We start from the raw sequence: 11,633 nt of genomic DNA on the forward strand, positions 1-11,633 counted from the left end.
TCACGCAAACGCCCGGAAAGTCCGGATCGTTTCCTCTGCCTCGCCGATCGCCTCCGGCGTGCCGACGGTCAGCCAATGCCCGTCGAGCATGGTGCCGTAGAGTCGACCCTTGGCGATCGCCTTGTCGTAGTAGATGTTGATGTTGAAGGCCTCTTTTGGCGCGTCATCGAGAACCGATGGGTTCATGATGATCGCACCCGCGTAGACGACGCCATTCCCAGCAGTGTTGCTATAGCGCGAGAGCCGGCCGTCTTCCGCCAGGCTGAAATCGTTCTTGCCGTTATGGCCCGTCGTCTTGTCAAGCGCTACGCAGAGCATGGCGAAGTCCATGCGCGCAGCATCGAAGAATCCGGCTAAGCGTTGCAGATTGGTCGGCCTACCCTCCGTCTCGCCGATCCAGAAGAGATCGGAATTCATGACGAAGACCGGATCGCGGCCGAGAAGTTTCAATCCCTTGGCCAGCCCGCCGCCATTGTTCATCAGCGCATCCCGCTCATCCGAGATCAGGACCTCGAGCTTTCGATAATTGCATAGATGCGCTTCCATCTGGTCGGCAAAGTGATGAACATTGACCACCGCCTGCTCGACGCCGGCATCGGCCAGCGCATCCAGCGCATAATCGATCATCGGCTTGCCCGCGATCTTTACCAGCGGCTTCGGAATGGTGTCGGTGATCGGCCGCATGCGGGTCCCGAGGCCCGCGGCCATTACCATGGCTTGTCTGATGGTCATCTCGTCTCGAATTTGTGATTCGCTCAGCTTTCTTCCTTTAGCATATCGGAGGAAAACCGTCGCCGCTCTCAGGCAGCTAGACGTCGCCTATTCCGGTTCTTGCACACCATTCGCGCAACGGGGCGAGCGTTTCGTGTTCGAAAGCGATGGCGAGATAGGCGAGCGTGCGCGGCATATGCTTCATATAACCGGGCTTGCTGTCGCGCTGCAACAGCCGCACCCAGAGGCCTGCAAGTTTGCAATTGCGCTGCGCCGACATGATCGCCCAGCTCTTCAGAAACTTGGCTTCATCGAAACCGCCCTGGGCATGCCGGAGCGCCAGATAATCCGCTATCAATTGATCGTGCAGATCGCGTTCGATGGTGACGCGCGCGTCCTGGACGATGGAGGCGAGGTCATAGGCCGTCGGCCCGATCATCGCGTCCTGGAAATCGATGAGGCCGATTCGCTGGATGCCTTTTTCCTTGGCCCGCCAAATGATGTTCGGCGAATGGAAATCGCGCAGCAGCAGGTTCTTTTCCGTATCGTCCAGCTCATCGATTAGGCCGTTCCAGATCGCTAGATAGTCCGCCCGTTCCTCGTCGCTCGCCGGGGCGCCGCGTTTCCAGGGCAGATGCCAGTCGATAAGCAACCGCGCTTCCATCGTCATGGCTGTGCGGTCGAAGTCCGGAATATGATGGACGTGATCCGACGTGACCGGAATATCCTGCGGGATATCACGGCTATGCAGATGCGCCAGACAGGCGACGCTTGCCCGGTAGCGTTCGGCAATCGGCTTGCCTTCTGCGTCAAGCACGCCATCGGTGCCGAGATCCTCGATCAGAAGAATGCCCTGGTCGTAGTCGGCCGCGAATATCTCCGGCGCTGCAAAGCCGTTTTCGCGCAGCACATTGGCGATCGCCACGAAAGGATAGGCGTCCCAGGCGAGATGCGCGACCTTCGGATAGGGCTTTCCGTCGAGCACGGGCGGTCCTTCGGGCAGGCGCGGCCAATCCATCAGGATCACGCGTTTGCCGCCGCCATGCGGATGGATGGACTCATAGGCGCGCAGCGAAGCATCGCCCGTCAGGAAACGGCGCTTGGCGCCGGCATAGTCATGAGCATCGAGGAAAGCGCGGATCGCCAGAACGCGCTGGATGCGGGCGAATTGCTTGGCGGGCGCCGTAATGGTCGCGCGACGGCCTTCGCCTTCGTGTTCGAGCCTCAGATCGATGCGCTCTTTCGGCAGTTCGCCTTCGGCCATCTCCGGCCATTCCACCAGGCAGATGCCGGTCAGCAGCGCCTCGTCGAAACCGAGTTCGTCGAGCTCGCTAGGGTCGCCCAAGCGATAAAGATCGAAATGCGAAACCGGGATGCGCAGCTCGTAGAATTGCACGAGCGTGAAAGTCGGGCTTGGTACGTCCAGCTCGGCATCGTCAGCCACAGCGCGTAGGAGGGCACGGGCCAGCGACGATTTGCCGGCACCGAGGTCGCCCGACAGCGCCAGGCAATCGCCGGCCTTGAGCGCCAGCGCCAGATCCTCGCCCAGGCGAGTGGTTGCCGCGTCGTCTGCCAGGAAAAGGGAAATGCTGTTGTTCGCTGCTGTCATTCTGCTGCGACGGAGTGCGGCAATTCGGCGGAGGGAATCCGGCAGGTGACCGTGGTTCCCTTGCCCGGTTGGCTTTCGATCGAGACCTGGCCGTCATGCAGGCTGACGAAGCTTTCGACGATGGAGAGACCGAGGCCGGCCCCGCTACGCTTGCCGCCCTTGCCGCTGGAGGCAAAGCGGTTGAACACCGTGCGCATGATCTCTTCGGGGATGCCCGGACCCTTATCGGCGACCGAGAAGACGAAATCCGTGCCTTCGCGCGCGCATCTGAGCTCGATCGTCGAGCCTTCGGGCGCGAAATTGGCGGCATTGGTCAGAAGCTTGAGCAATATCTGCTTCAGCCGCTGCTGATCCGCTACGACGGAGCCGAGATGTGCGGGCACGGTGATTTCCAGCGTCACGCCGCTTTCCTGCAGCCGATCGGCGATCTGCATCGACACTTCATCGAGTAGGTCGTCCAGTCCGATCTCGGAATAATTCAACCGCATGATGCCGGCATCGACGGTCGCAAGATCGAGGATGTCGTTGACCAGCGTCAGCAGTACCGAGGAAGAGGTGGAGATATGATCGATATACTCCGCCTGACGGTCGTTGAGCGGCCCAATGCCCGGCGTCTTCAAAAGATCGGTAAAGCCGATGATGTTGGTCAGCGGCGAGCGCAGCTCGTAGGAGACATGCTGGACAAAATCGTTCTTCAGCTCGTCGGCCTTCAGCAGAGCCTCGTTCTTTTCGGTAAGCGCCCGTTCGGCCCGCACGCTGTCGGTCTTGTTGACGAAGGTCAGCATGGTCTGCGCGTTCGGCAGCGGAATGACCGCATAGTCGAGCACGAGGTTGGAATAGAGCTCCAGCGTGCCTTGCGACGACGGGCGTTCGTCGTCGAAGCTGGTGATCTGCTCCGCAAACCGCTTCCAGCCATCTGGCCGGTCGTAGGAAGGCGCGCAAGCCTCGGCGAGCGCCTGGATATGCGTGCCCGGCTTGGCTTGGGCCTCGGTGATGTTCCACAAGATGCGGAATGCCGGATTGGAGAGGCGGATGCGGCCATCCGGCCCAAAGACGGCAACGCCTTCGGAGAGATGGTCGATGGTCTCGCCCTGCACCTTGACCAGCGTGTTGTAGCGTGTTTCGAGATCGACTTGCTCGGTGAGGTTCTCGAATACCCAGGTGGCGCCGCCCTGGGGATGGGCGGTGGCAAAAACCCTTAAGGTCTGTCCGTTCGGCAGGTGCCAAAGATCCGTCTGCGTATCGAGCGCGCGATAGACCGAAAGGACGCCGTCTTTCCAGGTCTTCCAGTTCAGTTGCTCCGGCAGCTTCTTGGCGCCGCGCAGCCGATCCAACAGCTCGCTATTATCAGGCTTCTTCTCGAGGAAAGCGATGTCGAGCTCCCAGAGCTGGACGAAGGCCTGATTGTAGAATTGCAGCCGCCGGTCGCCATCGAAAATCGCGACCGGTGTCGCCAGATGATCGAGCGTCTCGGCATGGCTCTTCAACGTGCGGGCCAGCTCGGCCCGGACCGCTTCCGCTTCGGAAACGTCGATAGCGATGCCGGCCGAACCGTCTGAGGATTTGACGTCGATGACATCGAAGAACGTGCGATTGCCGTGTACGACGGTGGAAATCTTGTCGTGGAAGGGCGATTCCGGCGTGGTGGAGGCGCGGATGCGCTCGCGCGCGACGGTGGTCAGGAATTCGCGGCCTTCGCGGATGGCCTCATCCGGCGATACGGCCTCGACTGCCTCGCCATAGGCTTGGTTGACCCAGGTCAGCTTGCCCTCGGTATCGCGCCGCCAGACCGGCAGGTCGATAGCATCGAGCAGATTCTGGAAAGCGGAGATCGAGGTCATCAGCCGGTCGCGCTCGATCTTCAGCTCGGCCAGTTCGGCGCGCAGATTGTTGAGTGCGATGAAGCGGACGAAGGCGCGGCCGCCGGAGATGCGGCCTTGCGCCTCCAAGATCTCGTCGCGGTTCGTCTCGACGACCATATCGAAGCTTTGGCCATTGCTGCGCAGCTTGTCGATCGCCTTGTCCAGCTCGCCGGCCGACCAGGATTTCAGCCAGCGGCCGAAAGCGAGGAATTCGTTGTCCTGCGGCGCACCGGTCTCGACGGGAAGCTGACCAAGCAGCTCCGGCCGTGCATTTTGGCCATCCCAGATGACGATCCGGCGGTTCTTGTCGGCGATCAGTGCCTGATACTGCGAAATGCGCTGGTTGGCGTCCGACAGCGCTGTGCGGATTTCGCGGCTCTCGCTTTCCATGTTGCCGCGCTGACGGATCATCCATACGGTCGACAGAAGCGCCGCTGAAATCACGCCGAAGATGACGGAAAAGATGACCATTTCGGAGGAGGTAAAGAGACGGACCGCAGCCGGCGTGCCAGCGCTCGTCTGCGCCAGCACGGGACCCGCCAGGCCGCTGACGATGCCACCGAAAACGCTGAAACGCAGCAGGCGGGCCAATGAGGCCAACCGGCCTGCATCCGTCCGCCGCTTTGCCCGCGGTAAAAGCATATATGCGCCGCCCTGCCGCCGCCGTGCGATCGCCGCTAGGGGTATCGCCGGCTGAGGCAGGTTGTCTTTCCCTTCAGACATAAGCGGTCTGTCTCCGTCCTTCAGAGCATGATGCCGAAAAGTGTAAGCGGTTTTTGGACGACATCATGCTCTACTTATTTGATTGTAGAGCGGATTCAGATTTTAGGTCGTGTCGACCTAAAATCATCCGACTCTATTGTGCCGCATCTCGACAAGACATCCCATTTTCATGGCTCCGGGCATGCCCGGTTCGTCACGAATCAAGTCTTAAAACAATACTGCCTAAGGGAATCGCCGGGAAGGGAGCCGGCCAAAAAATAAGCCCCGGCATTTGTCAATGCCGGGGCCACAAGATATTGTGGATATCGATCGTAAGATCAGTATCTGTAGTGGTCGGACTTGAACGGACCCTGCGGAGTGACGCCGATATACGAAGCCTGCTCTTCGGAAAGCTCCGTCAGCTTCACGCCGAGCTTGGCAAGGTGCAGGCGCGCAACCTTCTCGTCGAGGTGCTTCGGCAGCACGTAGACCTGGTTCTGGTACTGGCCGGGCTTGGTGAAGAGCTCGATCTGCGCCAGCGTCTGGTTGGTGAAGGAAGCCGACATGACGAAGGACGGATGGCCGGTGGCGTTGCCGAGGTTCAGCAGGCGGCCTTCCGACAGCAGGATGATGCGGTTGCCCTTGGCGAACTCGATCATGTCGACCTGCGGCTTGATGTTCGTCCACTTGAGGTTACGCAGAGCGGCAACCTGGATTTCGTTGTCGAAGTGACCGATGTTGCCGACGATCGCCATGTCCTTCATCGCGCGCATATGGTCGATGCGGATGACGTCCTTGTTGCCGGTGGTGGTGATGAAGATGTCGGCGCTCGAAACGACGTCTTCGAGCTGAACGACTTCATAGCCGTCCATGGCGGCCTGCAGGGCGCAGATCGGATCGACTTCCGTGACCTTGACGCGTGCGCCGGCGCCGGAAAGCGAAGCAGCCGAACCCTTGCCCACGTCGCCGTAGCCGCAGACGACGGCGACCTTGCCGGCCATCATTACGTCGGTTGCGCGGCGGATGCCGTCGACCAGCGATTCCTTGCAGCCGTACTTGTTGTCGAACTTCGACTTGGTGACGCTGTCGTTGACGTTGATCGCCGGGAAGGGCAGCAGGCCCTTCTGGCTGAGCTGATAGAGGCGGTTGACGCCGGTGGTGGTCTCTTCGGTCACGCCCTTGATGGCGTCGCGCTGCTTTGTGAACCAGCCAGGCGTTGCCTGCAGGCGCTTCTTGATCTGCGCGAAGAGGATTTCCTCTTCTTCGGAATGCGGGTTGGAGAGCACGTCCTCACCGGCTTCGGCGCGAGCGCCGAGCAGGATGTACATCGTGGCGTCGCCGCCATCGTCGAGAATCATGTTGGAGAGGCCGCCGTCGGTCCACTGGAAGATCTTGTCGGTGTAGGTCCAGTAGTCTTCGAGGCTTTCGCCCTTGACGGCGAAGACCGGAACGCCGGAGGCGGCGATTGCGGCAGCGGCATGGTCCTGGGTCGAGAAGATGTTGCAGGATGCCCAACGGACTTCTGCGCCGAGTGCCACCAGCGTCTCGATGAGGACGGCGGTCTGGATCGTCATGTGCAGCGAGCCGGTGATGCGCGCGCCTTTCAGCGGCTGTGCTTCGCCGAACTCGGCGCGGCAGGCCATCAGGCCCGGCATTTCGGTTTCGGCGATCGTGATTTCCTTGCGGCCGAAGTCGGCAAGGCCGATATCCGCGACGATGTAGTCCTTTTCAGTGCTCATGAAGGTCTCCAGCCTGAACGATGCGAACGGACCACAGGCGAACGCCTCGGCCGAATGCAACTAGAATTGCACGCTGACAGCGTGTGGGATGATGCCCTGTAGCAGGCTTCAGGCTCGAAATCAATGTTGATATAAAGAAGTCTTTATATCTTTATATCAATCGATTTTAGAGCCGCCTCTCGATGAGAGAACGCCGACGCTCCGCCAATCTATCCGATTGGAGCGCAAGATTCGGATTGCGCGGTTCACGGTGGCTGGCAAACTCGGCTTTTCACAGCGAGGGAAGCGCCATGCTCACACTTCATGACTATTTGCCATCGCAGAACGGCTGGAAAGCGAGGGTTCTGCTTGGCCTGCTCGAAATCCCCTATACCAGCCGTCTCGTCTCGATTTTCGAAGGTGAAAGCCGCGCCGACGCTTTCCTGGATCTCAATCCGGTGGGCGCCATCCCCGTCCTCGAGCTGGACGACGGACGTGCCATTGCGGAATCGAACGCGATCCTCACCTATCTCGCCGAAGGTACGCCCTTTCTGCCGGCAGACCGCTATCAGCGTGCCAAGGTCATGCAATGGCTGTTCTTCGAGCAATACCATATCGAGCCGGTCATCGGTTCGCTGCGCTTCTGGACGCTGACCGGGCGGATCGAACGCAATCAGAATTTGGTCTCGGGAAAGCGCGAAGCTGCAGTCCGCGCCCTCACGGCAATGGAACGCAGCCTAACCGGTCTTTCGTTTCTTGTCGGAAATGGTTTGTCGATCGCCGATATAGCCGTCTACGCCTATAGCCACCGAGCCGCTGATTGCGGCTTTCCTCTGGCCGACTATCCGGCGGTCGCCGCCTGGTCCGACCGTGTCCGAGATGCCATTGGGCCCGGCTATCCCGTGCACCCCTATAGCATCGATCCGCATTCCGGCGCTTGAAGCACGATGGGCGCAGGGGATGAGGCTTACATTTCCTCGCCGAACTTGTCGGCGACCAGGCGATCCAGCGCATCGAGTGCCTCGGCGGCCTGGGTACCGCTCGCGGTGACGAGCACGCTGCAGCCGGGGCTTGCGGCAAGCATCATCAGGCCCATGATCGAGTTGCCGCCGACGGTGGTTCCGTCCCTCGAGACGGTGATGGTGGCGTCGTAGGCTTCGACGGTCTGTACGAATTTGGCGGAAGCGCGGGCATGCAAGCCGCGTTTGTTGATGATCAGAAGTTCCCGGGAAAGTTCCGTCATAGGCGGGATGCTTGTCTCGTCATTTGCCGCTGAGTACACGGCTGGCCACATTTATATATTTGCGTCCGGCCTCGGAAGCTTCAACCAGAGCCTTCTCCATGTTGTTGTCGCCCCGTACGCCCGCAAGCTTAATTAGCATCGGCAGATTGACACCGGCAATAACTTCCGTATGGCCGCTATTCATGACCGAGATCGCGAGATTGGAAGGAGTGCCGCCGAACATATCGGTAAGAATGATGACCCCATGCCCGTCGTCGGCGCCGGAAACGGCCTGCAGGATGTCCTGCCGACGCTTGTCCATGTCGTCTTCGGGACCAATGCATACCGTCTCTATGAACTTCTGCGGACCAACGACATGCTCGACGGCATGCCGAAACTCTTCAGCCAGCTTGCCATGAGTGACAAGCACAAGTCCGATCATGATATTACTGCTCCCATCGCACACGCAAACAGGTGGCCCATATCGCAATGCAGCAATGTCGTCCACCGGTGGGGGGACATCTTGGCGATGAAAAGCCGAAGTGCAAGCTTAAAATATGATATTTGGGCGCCTGCGGCGACCTAAATGGCCGATTAACCCAAACTGATGATGGTTTTTGCCATAATCACCGCGAGCGGATTTGCCGATGTTGCGGACAGGCGGATCAGCGGCAGGCGAATGGATTGAGCGATATCCGTCGTTTCGTTTTCCGGAGGGAGCCGCTCCGCCGTCGCTGGATCGACCGGGCGGATGGCGTAGTGCATTTCGGCCTCGGAAACATGGGGAAGTCGAACGATGCCGGTGTAGCGGATCTCCATCAGGCCGGCGATAGAAGGCGGGCATTCGGCGATGATGGCACCATCACGTTGCATGATGAAAACCTGATCGTCAGCGACCAATGCTGCGGAAAGGCCAAGCGGCTTGGCGGCGGCCAGGCAGGCAAAAGCAAGCGAGGACTTGCCGCTGCCCGATGGCCCCAAAAACAACAGGCCGGTCCTGCCGACGACGATCGCTGTCCCGTGGACATTGGTCGCTTTGCCGCTCATGCCGGTGTTTCGGCTGGTAATGAGAGGATGAAGCGGGCGCCGAGCAGCGTCGCGCCATCACCGTCGACGATGTTTTCAGCACGCAGAGATCCGCCATGCGCCTCAGCGATCTGCCGGCTGATCGAAAGGCCCAAACCGGAATTCTGACCGAAACCTTCCGCTTCCGGCCGGTCGGTATAGAAACGCTCGAAAATGCGATCGATATTTTCCGCCTGAATGCCCGGCCCGTTGTCTTCGACATAGATGACGCAGCGCGTTCGCGTTCGCGTCAGTCTGACTGTGATTTTTCCGGTGTCTTTCGCAACGAAAGAGCGGGCGTTCTCAATGAGGTTGGTGACGATCTGGCCGATGCGCAGATCGTGGCCGTCGATGGTGAACTTGGTTTTCGCACCCGGCTTGCGGTCGACGACATAATCTATCTCGACCGCCTTCTTAGAATGCCCGACCTGCCGGGAAATATCGATCATGTCGCGCAACAGGACTTCGAGATCGAGCGATTTCGCGTCCGAGCGCGCAAGTTCGGCATCGAGGCGGGATGCGTCGGAAATATCGCTGATCAGCCGGTCAAGGCGGCGTACGTCATGCTGGATGACATCCATCAGCCGTTTCTTGGAATCGTCGCTTTTGGCGAGCGGCAACGTTTCGACGGCGCTGCGCAGCGATGTCAGCGGGTTCTTCAGTTCGTGACTGACGTCGGCGGCGAAACTTTCGATCGCATCGATACGGTCGTAGAGCGCTGACGTCATGTCGCGCAGCGCGATCGACAGGTTGCCGATTTCATCCTGGCGGGCGGAGAAATCAGGAATTTCCTCACGCTCCTTCGCTCCGCCGCGGCGCACGCGGATGGCGGCGGCCGAAAGCCGGCGCAGCGGATTGGCGATGGTCGAGGACAAAAGCAGCGACAGAACGACGTTAACCAGGGTCGCGACACCGAAGACGCGCATGATCGCCAAGCGTTCGGCATGGACGATCTTGTCGATATCGCCGGCCTGCGTCGACAACAGCAATACGCCGAGCACGGCGCGGAAACGTTGGATGGGGACGGCAACGGAGACGATCAGCTCGCCCTTTTCCGTGGTTCGCACCACGGCGCCGCGCACGCCGGTCAGCGCATTCATTACTTCCGGGTAGATCGAACCGTCACCGCCGGGCGCTTCCTTATAAACCGGCAGGTTGCCCGGCTGCAGCATCTTGTTGAGCAGGCCGCTGAACCAGTCCGACCAGCTTTGTGCCGCATCTTCCACCGGTGGCAGATCGTAGCGCAGCACCTGACCGCGCGAATAGAGATGGCGGCTGTCGAGCAGCAGATTGGCGTCGGCATCGAAGATGCGGGCGCGGGTGCGCGTCGGCGAAATCAACCGCGTCAACACCGGCGCCACCTTCTCCGGATCGATCGGAAACTCCAGGTCCTCATCGTTCGGAACCGGCGTGATGCTCTGCCCCGCCTGGAGTTCCAATAGCTTCTGCGGGTCGATGGTAATGGAATTGGTGTCGACCGAAGCGGATGCCGAGACGGCACCGGCGATGATTTCGCCCTGCGTTAGCAGGCTCTCGACGCGGGCGTCGATCAAGCCCTCGCGGAACTGATTGAGATAGAGGATACCGCCGACGAGAACGACGAGGGCGGCGAGGTTGAAGAACAGAATACGCCGCGTCAGGCTCGAGAAGACGGCATTGCCGAAGATGCGGCGGATCAGCGTGAAAGGGTGAGTCCACCGACGGCGGGCGATTCTGACGTCGCTCGGGCTTTCCGTATCGTCGATGTCTCTATCTTGCACCAGTTGCGCCAAGCCAACGGCCCTTTCGAAGGACAGGATCGGCGATCCTGTCCGCATGCTCTTATTCCATTGCCTGCAGCATGGTCCAGTTAACTATCCGAGCATGATGCCGGAAAGTGTAAGCGGTTTTCGCATGATATCCCGCTCTAGGCCGCTTCGCGGAAGCGGTAGCCGACTCCATACAGCGTTTCGATCATATCAAAATCGAGATCGACCATCTTGAATTTCTTGCGAAGCCGCTTGATGTGGCTGTCGATGGTGCGATCGTCGACATAGACCTGCTCGTCGTAAGCAGCGTCCATCAAGGCATCGCGGCTTTTTACGACGCCGGGGCGTTGCGCCAGGGAATGCAGGATCAGGAACTCCGTGACGGTCAGCGTCACCGGTTCTCCCTTCCAGGTGCAGGTATGGCGTTCCTGGTCCATGACAAGCTGCCCGCGCTCCAGCGAGCGGGCTTGTTGCACGGCGCCGGGCTTCGCGGCTGTGCCGCTATTGGCCGCATTCGCAACTTCACGGGCGGAAGCACGGCGAAGCACGGCCTTGACGCGCTCGACCAGTAGGCGCTGCGAGAAGGGTTTGGTGATGAAGTCGTCGGCACCCATCTTCAGGCCGAAGAGCTCGTCGATCTCTTCATCTTTCGAGGTCAGGAAGATCACCGGCAGATCGGACTTCTGCCGCAGGCGGCGCAAAAGCTCCATGCCGTCCATGCGCGGCATCTTGATATCGAAGATCGCCAGTTGCGGCGGCCGGGCAAGCAATCCGTCGAGCGCCGAAGCGCCGTCGGTATAGGTTTCCACCTTGTATCCCTCGGCTTCCAAGGCAATCGACACGGAAGTCAGGATATTGCGGTCGTCGTCAACAAGCGCGATTGTCAACATGGTGTTCGTCTCCGTCATCAGTGCGCGTCTCTCCCGGATTTGGAATCCAGCCCAGGTGGCTTGCCAGCTCGTTGGCGGTAACCTGGCGCGCGCTTATGGGGATAAA

General features: G+C 60.0%; 10 protein-coding genes. 1 reads left to right on the forward strand and 9 read right to left on the reverse strand.

The genetic code is table 11. The annotated features are described in order from the left end of the window. From QA646_RS16775 to ahcY, 4 genes are all read right to left on the reverse strand, one after another. Positions 1-732 (reverse strand): nucleotidyltransferase family protein, encoded by a 732-nt coding sequence (locus QA646_RS16775; protein WP_283056531.1) that lies wholly within the window; start codon positions 730-732, stop codon positions 1-3. Between the two features lie 76 nt (positions 733-808). Continuing rightward, entirely contained in the window at positions 809-2,320 is a 1,512-nt protein-coding gene (tsaE, locus tag QA646_RS16780; RefSeq protein ID WP_283056532.1) for a tRNA (adenosine(37)-N6)-threonylcarbamoyltransferase complex ATPase subunit type 1 TsaE, read from the reverse strand. Further along, entirely contained in the window at positions 2,317-4,905 is a 2,589-nt protein-coding gene (locus QA646_RS16785) for a PAS domain-containing sensor histidine kinase (RefSeq protein ID WP_283056533.1), read from the reverse strand. Before QA646_RS16785 ends, tsaE begins: the two co-directional genes overlap by 4 nt. 317 nt (positions 4,906-5,222) lie before the next feature. Next, a complete protein-coding gene (gene ahcY, locus QA646_RS16790; RefSeq protein ID WP_283056534.1) occupies positions 5,223-6,623 on the reverse strand; it encodes an adenosylhomocysteinase in 1,401 nt (466 codons plus the stop codon). Positions 6,624-6,913: 290 nt separating this feature from the next. Between ahcY and QA646_RS16795 the strand changes: the two genes are divergently transcribed. After that, complete coding sequence (locus QA646_RS16795; RefSeq protein WP_283056535.1) at positions 6,914-7,543, forward strand: glutathione S-transferase family protein; 630 nt, start codon at positions 6,914-6,916, stop codon at positions 7,541-7,543. Positions 7,544-7,569: 26 nt separating this feature from the next. Here the strand turns inward: QA646_RS16795 and QA646_RS16800 are convergent, their stop codons facing one another. The 5 genes from QA646_RS16800 to QA646_RS16820 form a co-directional block, all read right to left on the reverse strand. Beyond that, positions 7,570-7,845, reverse strand: a complete 276-nt coding sequence (locus QA646_RS16800; protein WP_104821464.1) for an HPr family phosphocarrier protein — start codon at positions 7,843-7,845, stop codon at positions 7,570-7,572. 19 nt (positions 7,846-7,864) lie between these two features. After that, positions 7,865-8,266 carry a PTS sugar transporter subunit IIA gene (locus tag QA646_RS16805; protein WP_104821465.1) on the reverse strand — a complete coding sequence of 134 codons (402 nt, stop codon included), beginning with the start codon at positions 8,264-8,266 and terminating at the stop codon, positions 7,865-7,867. Between the two features lie 152 nt (positions 8,267-8,418). Further along, positions 8,419-8,871 carry an HPr kinase/phosphorylase gene (locus QA646_RS16810; protein ID WP_283056536.1) on the reverse strand — a complete coding sequence of 151 codons (453 nt, stop codon included), beginning with the start codon at positions 8,869-8,871 and terminating at the stop codon, positions 8,419-8,421. Next, positions 8,868-10,661, reverse strand: coding sequence for a sensor histidine kinase (locus QA646_RS16815; protein WP_283058897.1), 1,794 nt, complete (start codon positions 10,659-10,661; stop codon positions 8,868-8,870). The genes QA646_RS16810 and QA646_RS16815 overlap by 4 nt, the downstream gene beginning before the upstream one ends. A 134-nt stretch (positions 10,662-10,795) precedes the next feature. Continuing rightward, positions 10,796-11,527, reverse strand: a complete 732-nt coding sequence (locus tag QA646_RS16820) for a response regulator transcription factor (RefSeq protein ID WP_283058898.1) — start codon at positions 11,525-11,527, stop codon at positions 10,796-10,798. Positions 11,528-11,633: the final 106 nt, after the last annotated feature.

Origin of the sequence: Rhizobium sp. CB3090 (genome assembly GCF_029714285.1) — a bacterium.
Classification (GTDB): domain Bacteria; phylum Pseudomonadota; class Alphaproteobacteria; order Rhizobiales; family Rhizobiaceae; genus Rhizobium.